General features: G+C 64.2%; 10 protein-coding genes. 4 read left to right on the plus strand and 6 right to left on the minus strand.

Annotation, left to right across the window (positions count from 1 at the left end; genetic code table 11):
* Positions 1-198: 198 nt before the first annotated feature.
* Complete coding sequence (locus ACCQ15_RS13825) at positions 199-3,258, plus strand: TonB-dependent receptor (protein WP_372380682.1); 3,060 nt, start codon at positions 199-201, stop codon at positions 3,256-3,258.
* Positions 3,259-3,370: 112 nt separating this feature from the next.
* Here the strand turns inward: ACCQ15_RS13825 and ACCQ15_RS13830 are convergent, their stop codons facing one another.
* On the minus strand, positions 3,371-4,966 hold the full coding sequence (locus ACCQ15_RS13830; protein WP_372380683.1) for a phytoene desaturase family protein: 1,596 nt from the start codon (positions 4,964-4,966) through the stop codon (positions 3,371-3,373).
* Between the two features lie 448 nt (positions 4,967-5,414).
* Between ACCQ15_RS13830 and ACCQ15_RS13835 the strand changes: the two genes are divergently transcribed.
* From ACCQ15_RS13835 to ACCQ15_RS13845, 3 genes are all read left to right on the plus strand, one after another.
* The gene (locus tag ACCQ15_RS13835; protein WP_029819769.1) at positions 5,415-7,517 is read left to right on the plus strand and encodes a M13 family metallopeptidase; all 2,103 of its coding nucleotides are present in this window, start codon (positions 5,415-5,417) and stop codon (positions 7,515-7,517) included.
* 385 nt (positions 7,518-7,902) lie between these two features.
* Entirely contained in the window at positions 7,903-9,999 is a 2,097-nt protein-coding gene (locus tag ACCQ15_RS13840) for a M13 family metallopeptidase (protein WP_372167940.1), read from the plus strand.
* A 184-nt stretch (positions 10,000-10,183) separates the two neighbouring features.
* Positions 10,184-12,199 (plus strand): M13 family metallopeptidase, encoded by a 2,016-nt coding sequence (locus ACCQ15_RS13845; RefSeq protein ID WP_372380684.1) that lies wholly within the window; start codon positions 10,184-10,186, stop codon positions 12,197-12,199.
* Positions 12,200-12,407: 208 nt separating this feature from the next.
* Here the strand turns inward: ACCQ15_RS13845 and ACCQ15_RS13850 are convergent, their stop codons facing one another.
* The 5 genes from ACCQ15_RS13850 to ACCQ15_RS13870 all read right to left on the minus strand — a co-directional run bounded on the left by ACCQ15_RS13850 (position 12,408) and on the right by ACCQ15_RS13870 (position 17,829).
* Positions 12,408-13,103, minus strand: coding sequence for a rhomboid family intramembrane serine protease (locus ACCQ15_RS13850; protein WP_014090553.1), 696 nt, complete (start codon positions 13,101-13,103; stop codon positions 12,408-12,410).
* A 40-nt stretch (positions 13,104-13,143) separates the two neighbouring features.
* Positions 13,144-13,551, minus strand: coding sequence for an MGMT family protein (locus tag ACCQ15_RS13855; protein WP_011347973.1), 408 nt, complete (start codon positions 13,549-13,551; stop codon positions 13,144-13,146).
* A gap of 408 nt (positions 13,552-13,959) precedes the next feature.
* Positions 13,960-15,330 (minus strand): glutathione-disulfide reductase, encoded by a 1,371-nt coding sequence (gene gorA, locus ACCQ15_RS13860; protein WP_277573989.1) that lies wholly within the window; start codon positions 15,328-15,330, stop codon positions 13,960-13,962.
* On the minus strand, positions 15,327-16,607 hold the full coding sequence (locus ACCQ15_RS13865; protein ID WP_370486284.1) for an NAD(P)/FAD-dependent oxidoreductase: 1,281 nt from the start codon (positions 16,605-16,607) through the stop codon (positions 15,327-15,329). The genes gorA and ACCQ15_RS13865 overlap by 4 nt, the downstream gene beginning before the upstream one ends.
* Positions 16,585-17,829, minus strand: coding sequence for a DUF418 domain-containing protein (locus tag ACCQ15_RS13870; protein ID WP_008573151.1), 1,245 nt, complete (start codon positions 17,827-17,829; stop codon positions 16,585-16,587). The genes ACCQ15_RS13865 and ACCQ15_RS13870 overlap by 23 nt, the downstream gene beginning before the upstream one ends.
* Between the last annotated feature and the right edge of the window lie 116 nt (positions 17,830-17,945).

Below are 17,945 nucleotides of genomic sequence, written 5' to 3' on the forward strand. Positions count from 1 at the left end.
GCTCCAGGTCGTTTGCCTACGTGTGCAATACAACGCCACTTTGTGCCTAATTCCTCATTTCCGATGCGGATTTGGGTTATTTCATTAACAAATCATGTCAGATGCTTGCACTCGGTAGCAGGCATTCATTACGTTCGGGTTAAGGCCATCTGACTCCCCGATGACCGCCCTATCCGAACTCCAGTTGAAAGGTCAGGAATGAGCAATCAGTTTCGTCGCCAAGTCCTCAAACGCACCGCTCTCGCCGTCGTGCTCGGTGCTTGCCTAACCAACGGCGCGGTCTACGCGCAAAGCACCACCGGCAGCATTTACGGCAGCGCCCCGTCTGAAGCCGGCAGCACGATCGTCGTGCAGAGCGACACCGGGCTCAGCCGCACCATTACGGTGGATGCCAATGGCCGCTACAACCTCGGCTCGCTGCCGGTGGGCGCCTACACCGTCACCCTGAAGCGCGGCGACCAGGTCGTCGACACCCGCAAGAACGTGCAGTTGCGCGTTGGCTCAGGCACTGAAGTCTCCTTCGCCGGCGCGGCCGCATCGGGCAGCAACGCCGATGCAACCACGCTCGGTGCGATCACCGTTACCGCCGCCAACGCACCGAAGATCGATGTCAGCTCGACCAGCTCGCGCTCGGTCATTACCTCCGAGCAGCTGGCCACCTTGCCGCTGGGGCGTAGCGCCGAAGCGATTGCGTTGCTTGCGCCGGGTGCGGTGGCTGGTGCAGGCGCATTCAACAATGGCTCGCGCTCGGTGGTGTCTTTCGGCGGTTCCGGCGTCACCGAAAATGCTTATTACATCAATGGTTTCAACGTCAGCAATCCACTGAGCAATCTGGGTGGCGTCAGCCTGCCTTACGGCGCTATCGACCAGCAGGAAACCTATACCGGTGGCTATAGCTCGCGCTACGGCCGTTCAACCGGCGGCGTGATCAGCCAGGTGGGCAAGCGCGGCACCAACGAGTGGCACTTCGGTGCACAGGCGGTGTGGGAGCCGAAGGCGCTTGCAAGTTCGCGTGGCGATGTCTGGTTCCCGAACGCTACTTTGCCCACGAATTTCGGGTACACCGATCCTACTCAACCGGGCACGCTCTATCGCAGCGGCAAGGACAATACGCAGACCCGTACGGTGTATAGCGCCTACGCCGGTGGTCCGCTGATCGAAGACAAGTTGTTTATTTTTGTCGCCGGCGAAACCGATAAGACCGACGGAGTAACGACCAATGCGGTCACCGACAGCACCCAGGCGCGCAACAACTACGACTACAGCTCGCCCAAGTTCTACGGCAAGATCGATTGGAACATCAACGACAACAACATCCTGGAATATACGCGCGTTCAGAACACCGATCGCCGTTCCGGGTATTACACATCCTTCGATTACGACAACCTTTCCGGCGGCGAAGCGACCGGGACATACCCGGATACGTTCAAGATCAAGGACACTTACGACATCTTCAAGTACACCGGCTACATTACCGATGACTTGACGCTGAGTGCCACGTGGGGGCGCAGCAAACAGGAAAACAAGCAATTCAACCAGCTGGTCTCCGACCTGCCGTTCCTGGGCAGCTTTACCAACCAGGATCCGGCGATCACTGGCGGGCAACCGATTGGCAACAACCAGACCACCAACCGCGCCAAAGCCGACGACCCGACGAACAAAACGCGCAGCCTTCGTGTAGAACTGGAATACCGTTTGGGCAACCACGACCTTACCGCTGGCGTGGACAACATGTACTTCAATGCCTACAACGAAGGCGTGCGTACTACCGGTCCCGGTTATCAGTGGATCTACGGTCGCCAAACCGATCCTACGCAAGCCATCCGACCCGGTCTGGGAGTCGGTCCTTCCGGCGGTAATGGCTACTACGCGCAGCGCCGCATCTTCACCACCACGACCAGCATGGCCGTGGAGCAGAAGGCCTATTATCTGGAAGACCGTTGGCAAGTCAGCGACAACTGGCTGGTGACGCTCGGCATCCGCAACGATAAGTTCACCAACTTCAATAGCGACCATGTTGCTTATGTTGACAGCGGCGACCAATGGGCACCGCGTGTTGGCGCCAGCTGGGACATTTTCGGCGACTCCTCGTTGAAGGTGTTCGCCAATCTGGGGCGTTACTACCTCGCGCTGCCTAACAGCGTAGCGATTCGTGGCGCGTCGGCGTCTACCTACACCGACGAATACTTCGCTTACACCGGTATCGACGCAAATGGCGAGCCCACCGGCCTGCGTTCGCTTGGCCCTGGCCCGGTGTCTTCCAACGGCGAGTACGGCCAGGCTCCCGATCCGAACTCCTTTGCTCCGACGGATCTCAAGTCGCAGTACCAGGACGAATTCTTGATCGGCTTCGAAAAGACGCTCGGCTCAAGTTGGAACTCCGGTGCCAAGTTCACCTATCGCAAACTGCAGTCGGCCATCGACGACGTCTGCGACACCGCAAAGATCGGCGACAAGCTGACCGCTCAGGGCGGCGATGCGGATGCTGTCAGCATTCCCGGCTGTGTGATGTTCAACCCCGGCCAGACCAACACCTACAATCTGCGCAATGTCGATGGTTCTGGCTACACCAGCGTGCGTATGTCCCAGTCCGATTGGGGCTTCACCGACAAAGCACGCCGTAACTATGTTGCCGTCGACCTGTTCCTGGAACACCCGTTCGATGAGAAGTGGTATGGCCGCGTCGACTACACCTGGTCGCATAGCTACGGCAACACCGAGGGGCAGGTGAAGTCGGATATCGGTCAATCCGATGTGTCCAAGACCCAGGATTGGGACGCCGCGGCTCTCATGTACTACGCCGGCGGCAGCCTGGCCAACGACCGTCGTCATCAGCTCAAGGCCTTCGGCGCCTATCAGCTGACGCCGGAATGGATGGCGTCTGCCACGTTGCGTGTCATGTCCGGAACGCCAAAATCCTGCCTTGGTTACTTCGGCACCGACGAGAGCGATCCGATCAGCTATGGCTCGGCATATCACTACTGCGGTGGTCAGCCGTCGCGTCCGGGCGATGCAGGCCGCACGCCTTGGACAACCAACTTGGATCTGGGCGTGACCTACCGTCCTAGCTTCGCCGACCACAAGCTGGCGTTGGGACTGCAAGTCTTCAACGTGCTCAACCAGCGAGACGTGCTGCGCGTGAACGGTGTCTACGAAACCGCACCCTCCACGGTGTCCAACACCTACGGGATCGGAACCGATACGTTCTCTTTCAATACGCCGCGCTTCGTTCGTCTCTCGGCATCCTACGACTTCTGATCGTCGGCAACGGAAGCGTCTAAATGGCGCTTTCGTTGCAGTGGATGTTCTTGCTCCAGGCCTCTGGTTTCAGAGGCCTTTTTTTATGCGTCGAGTGTCTTAAGGTGAGCTTTCACCCACCCAAAATCACCCGCGCCGCATTATGTCCGGGTGCACCGGTCACACCACCGCCCGGATGCGTGCCCGACCCGCACAAATACAACCCCGGCACCGCGCCGCGATAGGCACCCTGCCCCAGCAGCGGGCGCGCGCTGAAAAGTTGGTTGAGGCTGAGGGCGCCGTGAAAGATGTCGCCGCCAACCAGGCCGAAGATGCGTTCCAGATCGAGCGGGCTGAGGATCTGCCGGCCCAGGACCGATGCCGCGAATCCGGGCGCGTAGCGCTCGACCGTTGCGATCATCAGATCGGCCACCTCGTCGCGATAATCGTCCCACTGCCCGCCATCGGGCAGTTGCGGTGCCACGTGCTGGCAGAACAGGCTGGCGACATGCTGACCAGGCGGCGCAAGGGTGTCGTCCAGGGTGCTGGTAATGAGCAGTTCGACCACGGGCTCACGCGACCATCCCAACGCGCGCGCGTCATGCCAGGCGCGGTCCATGTAGTCCAGGCTCGGTGCCATGATGATGCCGGCGGTCAGGTGATCGCCGTCGCCGGGCAACGCGGTGAAGTCCGGCAGGCGCGAGAGTGCGACATTCATGCGGAAGGTGCCCGACCCGCAGCGGTAATGGGCAATACATTCGCGCGTTGTCGCAGGCACGTCGCCTGGCCGCATCAGGCGCTGATACAGCAGTTTCGGGTTGACGTTGGCCACGATCGCGCGGGCGTGGATCGTCTCACCGCCGGTCGTGACGACACCGACCGCACGCCCCTGCTCCACCAACACGCGCTCCACCACGCAGCCGGTACGGATCTGCACGCCGTACTCGCGCGCGCTGGCGGCCATGGCCTGAGTGATCGCACCCATGCCACCGATGGCGTGGCCCCATGCCCCCTTGACCCCGTTGCTCTGCCCGAACACGTGGTGCAACAACACGTATGCGGTACCCGGCGTGTGGGGACTGGCGTAATTGCCGACAATGCCATCGAAGCCGAACAAGGCCTTGATCGGCGCGCTTTCGAACCAGCGATCCAGATATTCGGCCGCTGAAATCGTAAACAGGTCCAACAGCTCCTGGCGCAGTGTCAGCGGCAGGCCCTGCAACTGCAGCCCGAGCTTGCCTGCCCGCCATAACTGCGGCAATGCCTGTAGCCAGCCGCCATCGGTGACATCAGGCGGTGGCTGCAAGGCCAGCGCACGCAATACGTCGGCCAACTGCTCCAACCGCGCTTCGTAGGCGGGCAATGCGGCCGCATCCCGCGCTGAAAACCTGGCAACTTCCTGTGCCGTGCGCCCTGCCCCGGCAAGCAAATAGTCACCGTTCGGCAACGGCAGAAAATTGTTGAGACGTCGCGGCACCACGTGCAGGCCATGGCGCTCCAGTGCGAGATCGGCGATGACCTTGGGTTGCAGCAACGACACCGTGTACGCCGCCACCGAATTGCGGAAACCTGGATGAAACTCCTCGGTCACCGCCGCACCGCCAACCACGTCGCGCGCTTCCAACACCAGCACCCTTTTACCAGCCTTGGCCAGATAGGCAGCGCACACCAGCCCGTTGTGGCCGGCGCCGATGATCAGTGCATCCAGGGGTTCAGAGGCGACGGGCATGCACTGGTATATAGCACCGCTCATCTGCGCCCACCATCTGTCAACGGCAGCGTATGAGCCTGCCCGCCGCTAACAATGCAGCACTGCGGCGGCGCGCGCAGGTGGTAGGCGAAGAACGGTCGCTGCACAGTGCCGCTAGTGGTTGCCAGCAAGTGCCCCGCTGGGTGATTCGGGGGTGACCACGCCGACACCTCCAGCCGACAGCTGCAGGTTGTGTGACATCGACAGTACCGCCGTTGCCTACTGGCCATGGCGGGCCGGCTCACTGGATGTTCGGTACCCCCGCGCCCCAAAAGCTGGTGCCTCCCCCGGCCCTCTACGCCCCGCACCCATGACCTTCGACACCATGCCATCCGGCTGGCGAGGCGTAGAGTGCCGGCCACGGCCCCGGCGACGGGGCTTCCCATCGATGCTTCCGGAGTCCTTTGTGATTCGTACACCTCATTTATTGACGCTGACCCTGGCCGTGGCCACCGCCCTGAGCGGTTGCAAGAAGTCCGAAGACACCGCACCTGCCGCCCCTGCGGGCGACACCGCGGCCACTACCCCGGCAGCGCCCAAGACGCTGACCCTGGACCAGAGCAAGCTGCCGGCAGTGAACCAGTTCACCGCGGCCGACCTAGACCCCAACAGCAACGCCTGTACCGATCTGAACGCCTACGCCAATGCCAAGTTCCTGGCCGCCAACCCGGTGCCGAGCGACCGCACCAGCTGGGGCGCGTTCGAGATGCTCGACGAGCGCTCCAATGCGATCCAGCGGCAGTTGGTGGAACAGGCCGCAGCCGACGGCAAGGCCACCGGTGTGGAAAAGATCGTCGGCGACCTGTGGTCGACCGGCATGGACGAAGCCAAGATCAACGCGCAGGGCATCGAGCCGCTGAAGCCGGAACTGGCCGCCATCGACGCGATCAGCGACCAGGCCAAGCTGGTGGACTACCTGCGCAGCAGCGCGGCCAAGGGCAACAACGTCCTTTTCGGCTTCGGCGCCGAAGCGGACTTCAAGAAGTCCAGCCAGAACATCGCCTATGCCATGCAGGGAGGCCTGGGCCTGCCGGACCCGGAGTACTACACCAGCCCCGCCAACAAGGCCAAGCTGGAGGCCTACCAGGCGCACATCGCCAAGGTGCTGGAGCTGTCGGGCGTGGCCGCGGCCGATGCCGCGGCGCAGGCCAAGCAAGTGGTCGCGTTCGAAACCCGCCTGGCCAAGGTGTCCAAGACCAGCACCGAGCTGTCGCGCGACGCCTCGCTGGCCTACAACCCGATCTCCCCCGCCGAGGCCGACAAGCTGACCCCGAACTGGTCGTGGACCGAGTTCTTCAAGTCGCAGGGCGTGGCCACGCCGGAGATGTTCTCGCTGGCGATCCCCGCCTTCCATCAGGAAGTGAGCAAGATGATCGCCGATACCGACCCGACGATCTGGCGCGCGTACCTGCGCTTCCACACCGTCGATGGCGCTTCGCCGTTCCTGAGCCAGCCGTTCGTCGATGAGAACTTCGCGTTCTACAACAAGACAATGCGCGGCCAGAAGGAAATCAAGCCGCGTTGGAAGCGCGTGCTGGCCACCATCAACGGCCAGGCCGGCGAAGCGCTGGGCCAGCTGTACGTCAAGGTTGCCTTCCCGGCCGATTCCAAGGCCAAGATGGAAACCCTGGTGACCAATCTGCGTACCGCGCTCAAGGCCCGCATCGAAAAGCTGGACTGGATGAGCCCGGAGACCAAGACCAAGGCCATCGCCAAGTGGGAAAGCTTCACGCCCAAGATCGGCTACCCGGAAAAGTGGCGTGAGTGGAACGGCCTGAGCACCGGCCGCGACAGCTACCTGGGCAACGTGATGGCCGCGCAGGAATTCAACTACAAGTGGAACCTGTCCAAGATCGGCAAGCCGGTGGACAAGACCGAATGGAGCATGAGCCCGCAGACGGTCAACGCCTACTACAACCCGCTGCAAAACGAGATTGTGTTCCCGGCCGCCATCCTGCAGCCGCCGTTCTTCGACCCGAATGCGCCGGAGGAAATGAACTACGGCGGCATCGGTGCAGTGATCGGCCATGAGATGACCCACGGTTACGACGACCAGGGCAGCCGCTTCGGCGCCGATGGCAACTTCATCCCCGATCCGGGTTGGTGGACGCAGAAGGACCTGGACGCGTTCAAGGCACGCACCGGCAAGCTGGTGGCGCAGTTCGACGGCTACCGCACGCCGGCCGGCGACAAGGTCAAGGGCGACCTGACCCTGGGCGAAAACATCGCCGACCTGGGTGGCCTGAACACCGCCTACGACGCCATGAAGGCCGCCACTGCCGGCAAGGACGACCCCAAGACCGACGGCATCACCCGCGACCAGCGCTTCTTCCTCAACTGGGCCACGGTGTGGCGTCGCAACTTCACCCCGGAAGAACTGGCCGTACGCCTGAAGACCGACCCGCATGCACCGGCGAACTTCCGCGCCATCGGCGCACCGTCGAACATGCCGGCCTTCGCCGCCGCGTTCTCGTGCAAGGCGGGCGATGCGATGGTGCGTCAGGGCGACAAGCAGGTCGTGATCTGGTAATTGCGCAAGCGCGGTAAAACCACGGGCGGCCATCGAAAGATGGCCGCCTGTTTTCGTTGTGCACCCCGTATTTGCCGCAGCGTCTTTCTCCAAATCCGCCAGCCGGCACCAATAACCGAGGCAGGCCATGCTCCTGCACTGGATGATCTTTCCTGCACGCACGCGCTGCCAGACCGATGCCGACCAACGGGTAGAACGCGCATCCTGCTGCGACGCCGTCGCTGCGCTCGCCACAAGCGCAGGCTACGCAAGACCCGCAAACACCAGTTGCAATGCGGTGCGATCTGCAATCGCGCCTGCATGCAAGCCTCAACAAAACTCAACGCACGCGCCCCCTGGTGATGGGTCCGCTTATGCTCGGCGTTTATCCCAGCCGCTGGCGCCCATGTCACACACCAAGACCTCCACGCTTGCCCTTGCCCTGCTGGTCGCCCTGGCAGGCTGCCAACGCGAAGCGCAAACCAGCAGCAGGCCGGAAAAAACCGCGACCTCGGCACCTGCAGCGACAGCGGCCGCGAAACCTGCGTTCGACATCGGCGAACTGGATGCAGTTACCAACGCGTGCCAGAACCTGGACGATTTCGTCAATGGCCGTTGGAAAAAAGCCAATCCCATCCCGGCCGACCGCACCAGTTGGGGGGTCTCCGACGTGCTCGTGGAGAACAGCCTGACCACCCAACGCCAGATTGCCGAAGACGCCGCAAGGCAGGCGGACACCCAAACCAATCCTGTCGCCCACAAGATCGGCATGCTGTATGCCTCGGGCATGGATGAAGCGGCCATCGAAGCGGCCGGCGACCGGCCGATCAAGCCACAGCTCGACGCCATCGCCGCGCTGACCTCAGGCAAGGACGTTGCCGACTACATCACGCATCGTTTTGCCGAAGGCGATGCGCAGGTGTTCGATTTCGGCGCACGTGCGGACTTCAAACATGCCGACAGGCAGATCGCGTTCGCGCAGGAAGGTGGACTGGGCCTGCCGACCAAGGAGTACTACACCTCTCCCGAATACGCGCCCATTCGCGAGGCATATCTGGCTTACATCGCCAAATCCTTCGAGCTCACCGGCAGCACCGCAGACGCCGCCAAGGCACAGGCGAGCGAGGTCCTCGCGCTCGAAACACGGCTGGCCGCGGCCTCGCTCACACGCACCGAGGCGCGTGACCCCAGGAACCAGTATCACTTCGTCAGCACGGCCGAGGCCGACAAACTCACGCCGCACTTTGCATGGAGCAATTTCTTCGCTGTGCAAGGCATCGACAGCGGTGCCGGCTTTTCCCTGTCGCAGCCGCGGTTCTTCGCCGAATTCGATCGTCAGCTGGCGAACGCGCCGATCGCCCAATGGCAGGCCTATCTGCGCTTCCACACCATCGACGACGCCTCCAAGCAGCTCAGCAAGGCCTTCGTCGACAACAACTTCGCGTTCTATGGCAAAACGCTGTCCGGGCAACCCGAACAGCAGCCGCGTTGGAAGCGCGTATTACGCACGGTCAACGGCGCAATGGGCGAAGGGCTGGGGCAGCTCTACGTCGCCAAGGTGTTCACGCCGGAAGCCAAACAGCGTGCCAGCGACTTGGTGGACAACGTGCGTGTTGCGCTCAAGGCGCGCATCGAGAACGTCGACTGGATGAGCCCGGAAACCAAGGCCAAGGCCATCGCCAAGTGGCAAACATTCCTGCCCAAAATCGGCTATCCCGACACCTGGCGCGACTGGTCGGGGCTGGAGATCGTGCCTGGCGCGTATTACCGCAACCTGCAGGCAGCAGCGAAATTCAATTATCACTACGACATCGCCCAGATCGGTAAGCCCACCGACCGGATGCGCTGGCAGATGACCCCGCAGACGGTCAATGCGTATTACGACCCCAGCACCAATTCCATCAATTTCCCTGCCGGAATTCTGCAGCCGCCGTTCTTCGACGCCAGTGCGGACGACGCCTTGAACTACGGCGGCATCGGCGCAGTGATCGGGCACGAAGCCACGCACGGCTTCGACGATGAGGGCCGCCAGTTCGACGGCGCCGGCAACAATGTCGACTGGTGGACACCGCAGGATCGCAAGGCCTTCGAGCAACGTGCCGAGCGACTGGTCAAACAGTTCGATGCCTACGTGCCGCTGCCCGACCACCCCACGGTGCACGTCAATGGCAGGCTCAGCCTGGGCGAAAACATCGCCGACCTGGGCGGTACCAACGTCGCCTACGATGCGTTGCAGGCAGATCTGCGCGCGCATCCGGAACGCGCCGTCGCGATCGACGGCTACAGCCCGGATCAACGCTTCTTCCTGAACTATGCACGCAGCTGGCGTGGGCAGACGCGCGAACAGCAGCAGCTGGTCTACCTGGCAAGCGACCCCCATGCGCCCGACAACCTGCGCGCCATTGCCCCGCCCTCGAACATGCCCTCCTTCGCCAAGGCATTTTCCTGCAAGGCCGGCGATGCGATGGTGCGGCCAGAAAAAGACCGTGTGGTGATCTGGTAAGCCTGCACAGGCGACGGCTGCAAGCGCTTCCAACACGGTGGCACCCGGTACAGGCCCGCACGCGGGGGCCTGTCGCATTCATGCAAGCGGCCGGCACCGAACACGAACCGGCGCGCGCGCCTGCCTGCGCGGCACGCAGCCTTGCTAAACTCCGCCGACTTCAATCTGGCCACCCTTCTTCTCGATGCCCACCATTCGTCCGCTTGCCCTCGCTCTTGGCTTCAGTCTGATCTCGCTGCTGTCCGCCCCCGACGCCGACGCCGCTCGCAAGAAGAAGGCCGCAGCGCCCAAGGCTCCGGCCGTCTCGGCGGCCTGCACCAATTTCTACGACTACGCCAACGCCAGCTGGCTCAAGGCCAACCCCGTGCCGCAGGCCGGCGCCGTCACCGCGCTGGGTCAATTGTCCGAGCGCGCCCTGCAGCAGCAGCGCGAGTTGCTCGATGCATCGATGAAGTCCCCGCAGGGCAACGTGCAGAAGCTGCTCGGCGATTTCTGGGCCAGCGGCCTGGACGAAGCGGCTGTGGAGAAGGACGGCTCCAATCCGATCGCCCCCCTGCTCTCGCGCATCGACGCGATCAAGAAGGCCAAGGATGTGCCCGCTTCCATCGCCGCGTTGCATCAGGTCGGTATTCCGGTCGGCTTCAATTTCGGCCCGGACGTGGACCTGAAGGCGCTCGATCGCCATATCGGCTACTTCATGCAGGGCGGCATGGGCCTGCCCGACCCGGCCTTCTACACCCGCACCGACGCCGACACCCAGGCGCTGATGGGCCGCTACCGCGCGTACGTCAAGCAGATCCTGGCGCTGACCGGCACCGCTGCCGACAAGCTCGACGCCGACGCCGCCTCCGTGCTGCAGATCGAAACCGCGCTGGCGCGTAGCGCGCAGTCGGTGCAGGGCATCAACAACCCGTTCAACAACTACGCACCGATCGCCACCAAGGAACTGGGCAAGCAGTACAAGAACCTGCGCCTGGCCGACTTTCTGGAGGCGCAGGGCGTCAAGGACGACCTGGTGTCGATGGCCGACCCGGCCATGTTCAAGCAACTCGACAGCATGATCGTCAGCATCAAGCCGGACCAATGGAAGGCCTACCTGCGCTGGCGCGTGGGCGATGCGATGGCGCCGTACCTGTCCAAGAGCTTCCACGATGCCGAATACCAGTTCCGTGGCCGTCTGCTGCGTGGCGATGCGGTGCCGCCGCAGCGTTGGCAGCAGGTGCTGGACGCGATCAACGTGGCCGCCGGCCCGATGCTCGGCCGCGAGTACGTGGCGCGTTATCTGAGCAGCGACACCCGTCGCCAGGCCGAAGCCATCGCAGACCAGGTGCGCGATGCACAGCTGGCCGCACTGGAGCGCACCGGTTGGGGCAACGGCGAGGTGGTGGCCGAAGCCAAGGCCAAGCTGGCCGCGATGAAGATCGAAGTCGGCGCGCCGCGACGCGACCTGGATTACACCGTGCAGCCGATGGGGCGCGGCAGTTTCGGCGGCAATATGCTGATCGCCTCGACCTGGCGCCACCGCGAAGAGATGAAGCGCATCGGCAAGGGCAACGCCGACCGTCGCTGGGACGTGCTGCCGCAACAGCCGGCGGTGGCCTACGACATTGCGCAGAACCGCCTGATCGTCACTTCCGCCGTGTTGCAGGCGCCGGTGTTGACCACCGGCGGCACCCAGGCCGCGCAGTACGGTGCCTACGGTGCGCTGGTCGCACACGAGATCACCCGTGCGATCGATGCCAAGGGCTCGCTGGTCGATGCCAAGGGCGAATTGCGCAGCTGGTGGACGCCGGCCGAAAAGGCGAGCTGGACCATGCTGACCAACAAGGTCGCCGCGCAGTTCTCCGCCTACCCGTACCCGGGCGTGCCCAACGCCAAGGTCAATGGTGCGCAGACCGCCGAAGAGAACCTGGCCGATCTGGCCGGCGTCGAATTGGCCTGGCAGGCGTTCAGCAAGGCGCAGCCGGCAGCCACCGAGGCCGACAAGCAGGCCTTCTTCACCGCCTGGGCCGGGCTGTGGGCACAGCAGTTGTCGCCCAACGAGGCGGTGCAGCGCGCAAGCGCCGACATCCGCGCACCGGGCCAGTGGCGCACCAATGGCCCGCTCTCGAACCTGCCCGAGTTCGGTGCAGCGTTCAGCTGCAAGGCCGGCCAGCCGATGCAGCGCGTGGATGCCGAGCAGTTGAAGATCTGGCGCTGAGTCAGGCGCCAGCAAGTCGCTGGCAATCAGCACGCAGTGGCAGGCAATAAAGAAGAGCGCGGACTCCGCGCTCTTTTTTTGTGCCTGGCATTTCGCCCATCCGTTGCTTACCTCAACGCGCTCTTCGTAGGGGCGGCCCGGCCGAGATGAAGCCTTGCCGGTAAAACCCCATCGCGGCCAGGGTCGCTCCTACGGAGCAGCGTGGATCTCAACGCACCACGCGCAACGGCGGCTTGCGCTTCCCGCCGCCCTTCCTTCCGCCGCTGCCGCCGAATGGCGACTGGCCGCGCCAGTAGCGGATCATCAGCCAGCCGAACAGCATGCCGCCCAGATGCGCGAAGTGGGCCACGCCAGGCTGCCAACCGGTCGCCCCGAGCAGTAACTCGATCGCGCCGAACACGATCACGAAGGTCCGCGCCTTCATTGGAATCGGCGGGAACAGCAGCATCACGCGCTGATTGGGGAACAGCATTCCGTAAGCCAGCAGCAAACCGAACACGCCGCCCGATGCGCCGACGACCGGCGCACCGCTTTGCGTGAACCAGGCCATCAGCAACTGGCACAGGCCGGCGCCGGCGACGCACACGAGGTAGTAGGTGAGAAAGCGCTTCTGGCCCCAGGTCTGTTCCAACGGCGCGCCGAACATGAAGAGCGCCAGCATGTTGAAAAATAGATGGTTGAAGCCGCCATGCAGGAATGCGTAGGTCAGCAGCTGCCAGGGCATGAAGCTGGCACCCGGCGAAAACGCATCGAAGCCGTTGGACAGCGGCCACAACATCAGCCACGACAACACGCTGTCCGATGGCAACACGCCAGCGCCCAGGTCGCCCACCGCCCATTGCAGCAGGAACAAGCCGATGTTGGCGATCAGTAATGCTTTGGTGACGGGCGGCAATTGAGGCATGGCGGCTTCCTTCGGAATGCTGCTGATGATAACGGCAGGCTTATGAAGGTCCCCACACGGCCGCATCCAGCCGCTGCGCGGCGCTGGCCCGGCGCACACGGCCACGTTCCACCTGGACGCCCTCGTCGCGCAGGCGCTGGCATTGCTCGCGGTAGCCTGCCGAGCCTTCGGGCAAGGCAATCCGGCCGTCGCTGCGCAATACGCGGTGCCAGGGCAGCTGCGGGTCGTCGTTGCCGCTGAGCACGCGTGCCACCAGTCGCGCACGGCCCGGCAGGCCCGCGCGCCGGGCAACTTCCCCATAACCGGCGACCTCGCCCACGGGAATTGCGCCGATCGCCTGAAGAATCCGCAGCCGCGCCTGCTCGCCGGACAGTGACGCGCTCTTGGAGCCTGCGCGCGCAGGCGGGCTGGCGGTGCCGCGCGGTGTTGGATGGCGAGATGTGGGCATCGCACAAGCATGCCAGCTGATGAGCGTGCGTGTGCGGATCGCCCTGCACGCGAGGGGAAGGTTGCAAGCCCTCTGCTCCCGGGAGAGGGCTTGAGGTGCGGGCGCAGCAGAGCAAACCGCCGGGGACACGCAATCAGTCGTCGTTTGTTCGTGGATAAAGGTACAACCAACCTTGAACATCAGGTCGCGTTGGATCGATGCGTCGCTTGTACCAGACCCTCACCCCAACCCTCTCCCACAGGGACAGAAGCTCGGTCCCTTCTTCCATCGAGACACTGGGGGACCAGGTGGCGCGCAGCGCCGGATGAGGCTACGGCTGCCACTGGCTATCCCAGTCTGGCATTGATCAAGGCATCGCCTCATGCGCCGCCACGCGGCAACCCACCGTCGATGGCGACAGCGCCCCCCTCAATGCATCAACACAATCTCTTCAGACGAAGTGGGATGAATCGCCACGGTCTCCTCGAAGTCCCGCTTGGTCGCGCCCATCTTCACCGCCACCGCAAAGCCTTGCAGCATTTCGTCGGCGCTCTCACCCAGCAGATGGACACCGACCACACGTTCCTCCTCGCCCACGCACACCAGCTTGAACAGACTGCGCTGCGGCGCGTCGGCCAGCGCGTGCAGCATCGGGCGGAAATTGCTGCGGTACACGCGCACCGCACCGTTGTACCGTGCACGCGCCTGTTCTTCGGTGAGCCCGACATTGCCAAGCGGCGGGTGCGAAAACACCACGCTGGGCACGTTTTCGTAGTCCATGCGCGCATCCGGTTGGTGACCGAACAGGCGATCCATCAGCTTGCGCCCTGCCGCAATCGCCACCGGCGTCAGTCCGACCTTGCCGCCCACATCGCCGATGGCGTGAATATTCGGCACGTTGGTGGTCTGCCCGTCGTCCACCACCACTTCGCCCTTGTCACCAAGCGCAACGCCCACTGTGTCCAGACCCAGCCCGGCGGTATTGGCGCGGCGACCCACCGCAAAAAACACCTTGTCGAAGACGTCGTTGCCCTGCTCGCGCGGATGCACGCAATGACCATGCACGCGCAACGCACCGTGCAGATCGCGCTCCAATGCGGTGGTGGTGAAACCGAAGTGCAGCCGCACACCCAGATGGCGCAGGTTGTCGGCCAACTGCAAGGTGAGCTCCGCATCGAAGCGCTCCAGCAAGCGCTCGCCCTGCACGAACAGATGCACGCGACTTCCCAGGGCCTGCAGCAGCCCGGCGATTTCCACCGCGATATAGCCACCGCCGACAATCGCGACCTGCTCGGGCGCATGGCAGAGATTGAAGAAATCGTCGGAGACTTCGCCATGTTCTGCGCCCTCCACGTCCGGGCGTAACGGGTGTGCACCGGTGGCGATCACGATGTGCTCGGCGGTCACCGGTACGCCGTCGCTGCCCATGACGGTATGGCGGTCCTGCAATACGCCGCGCTGAGGGATCAGGACCACGCCATCTTCGTTGAGGCGGCGTCGATAGCTGGCGTGGATGTTGGAGATGTACCCCTGCCGATGCGTGACCAGCTCCTGCCAGGCCAGCGTCGGGCGCGGCACATCGAATCCCAGCGCGCTGGCCAACTCGACCTTGCCGGCCAGATCGGCTGCCAGCCACATCGCCTTCTTCGGCACGCAACCGAGATTGACGCAGGTGCCGCCCAGTTCGTCGGGCTCCATGATCGCCACGCGCGCGCCATGTTTTGCTGCGCGAAATCCAGCCGCGAGGCCGCCGGAGCCGCCACCCAGAATCACCACGTCGTAGTCGTAACGCGCACTCATGCGAAACGCTCCGCCCGGTAAGGATGCGGGTCCAGCGCGGGTGCGCGGCCCGTGATCAGGTCGGCCATCAATTGTCCGCTTGCAGTGCTCATGCTGATGCCGAGCATGCCATGCCCGGCTGCGAGCCAGACGTGAGGATGGCCCGGCACCGCGCCCAGGACCGGCACATCGTCCCAGGTCATCGGTCGCCATCCGTACCAGCGCTCGATCACCGCAGGCCCGCATGGCGCCTGCAGATATTCGGCCGCTGCACGCTCCAACGCAGCCAGGCGTGTGGCATTGAGCTGCGTATCGCGCCCGGAAAATTCCATCGTGCTGCCGATGCGCAGGCGGTCGCGCCACGGCACCACGAACACCCAGCGGTCCTTCAACACCACCGGGCGGCGCGGCATCAGATGCGGCGCGCTGTAGGTAATCGAATAGCCCTTTCCGGCCTGCACCGGCAGGCGCAAACCAAGTTGCGCCGCCAGCACCGGCGACCATGGCCCGGTTGCGATCACCACTTCGCGCGCAGGGCACTTGCCGTGCTCGGTCTGCACGCAGCTGCCAGCTCCATCGGGCACGATTGCCTGCACGCGGCAGTGCGCATCGATCACCACGCCACGTGCGCGCAGCACCCTCGCAAGCTCTGCGGTGTACTGCTCCGGGCGCAGATGGGCATCGCCCGGGAAGTGGATCGCACCGGCGATCCCATCGCGAAATGCGGGATCCTGGCGTATGTAGTCCGCACCATCGATGACCTCGGCCCGGATACCCCACTGCGCCAGCAGCGCGCATTCGTCGCGGTATTGCGCAAAGCGGCGCGCATCGCCGAACACGTAATCCAGCCCGTCGTTACGAAACTCGCACTCCAACCCGTACCGCGCCACCCACGCGTCGAAGCGCTGCCGCGCGTCGTGCAACAACGCCGCGCGCGCCTGTGCACTGGCCTGCCAATCGCGTGAATTGCAGCGCCGCGCAAAACGCAGCAGCCAGCGCCACAACCCCGGATCCAGACGTGGCGGGATATACAGCGGCGCGTCCGGGGTGAACATCCATTTCAGTGCCTGCGCAATCATGCCGGGCGCCGCCAGCGGCGGTGCATGGCTTGGCGTGATGGTGCCGCAATTGCCGTAGGAGGTCGCCGCACCGGGCGCACCGGCATCGAGCACGCGCACCTGCCGGCCCGCTTCGACCAGTGCCAGCGCGGTGGCCAGGCCAATCGCGCCCGCACCGATCACCACCACATCATCGCGGCTGCCGTGCATGCAGGCGCTACCCGGCGCGCCCAGCGCCACGCCACATCGGCGGCATCTGCAGATAGGTCGCGCTGCGCCATAGCCATTCCATCGGCCCGAAGCGGAACCAGTGCAGCCAGCACCGGCTCAGCTGCACCTGTAGCGCGAACAGTGCCAGCGCGAACGGCAGCTGCCACACCCGCGGCAGCTGTTCGAAATAGCCCAGCCCGTAGCCGTAGAAGATGCCGGTGCAGACCAGCGATTGCAGCAGATAATTGCTCAATGCCATCCGCCCCGCCGGCGCAAGCCATGCCAGACGCGGCGCCAGGCGCACCACCCATGCGGCGTAGCCCAGGCACATCAACGGCCCTGCAATCAGCGACAGCGCGAAGGCGCCGGACAGGCGCAGGTCCAGCCGCGCCGGATCGATCCACGGCTCCAATGCATAACTTGCCAGCATCACGCCCAGCCCGAGCGGCAACACGCCATGGCGCAGCGTCGCAAACAAACGGGGGAAGCGCTCGGGCGCGGCGATCGCACCGCTGCGCACGAACCAGCTGCCGAACAGGAACATGCCGAGCATGGCCGGGCCATTGATGCTGAGCCCGGTCATCGCCTGCTGAAAGTCATGCCAGCGCTGCACCGTCGCCTGCAGGTAGGTGCCGCTGCCGAATGCGGCGCGCTGCGCCTGCACATTCGCCAGCGCCTGCTGCGCGGCGTCGGCCATCGCCGCTTTCCACTGCACCGTCGCGGCAGGATCGGCCTGCGCCAACTCGCCTGCCACCCCATACAGCAGGGTCAGCCCGGGTGCGCACAGGTACACCAACGCAGCGAACCACGGCAGCGTCACGGTCGGCACGTTGCGCGCACTGAGCAGCAGCAACGCCAGCAGGGCATAGGTCACCAGGACATCGCCGGACCACACCAGCAGCGCGTGGGCAAGCCCGATCGCCAACAGCCCGAGGGTGCGGCGCAGATACAGGCCGAAGAACGCGCGCCCGGCCTGCGCGGCGCGCTGCGCCATCACCGCAAAGCCCATGCCGAACAACAGCGAAAACAGCGTGTAGAACTTGCCTTGCACGAACACGTAGACCAGCGCATCGGCAACCCGGTCGGCGCCATGCCAATGCGGCTCCACGCCGGTCATGGCCAGATCGAGTGGCCCGACAAAGGCTTCGATGTTCATCAGCAGGATGCCCAGCAGCGCCACGCCGCGCAGGACATCCAGCACGACGATGCGCTCGGTCGCAGCAATGGGAAGCAGCACGTCGCGGGATGTCATCACGGCTCAGGCAACCAGATACGGCGGCACGCGCCGCAGAATGCAAACGGCCCGCCGATGGGGCGGGCCGTCAGGAACAGCAATCATGCACGCGCCGCGGCAAACCGCACGGATGG

It is taken from the genome of Xanthomonas sp. NCPPB 1754, assembly GCF_041475725.2.
Taxonomy (GTDB): domain Bacteria; phylum Pseudomonadota; class Gammaproteobacteria; order Xanthomonadales; family Xanthomonadaceae; genus Xanthomonas; species Xanthomonas euvesicatoria.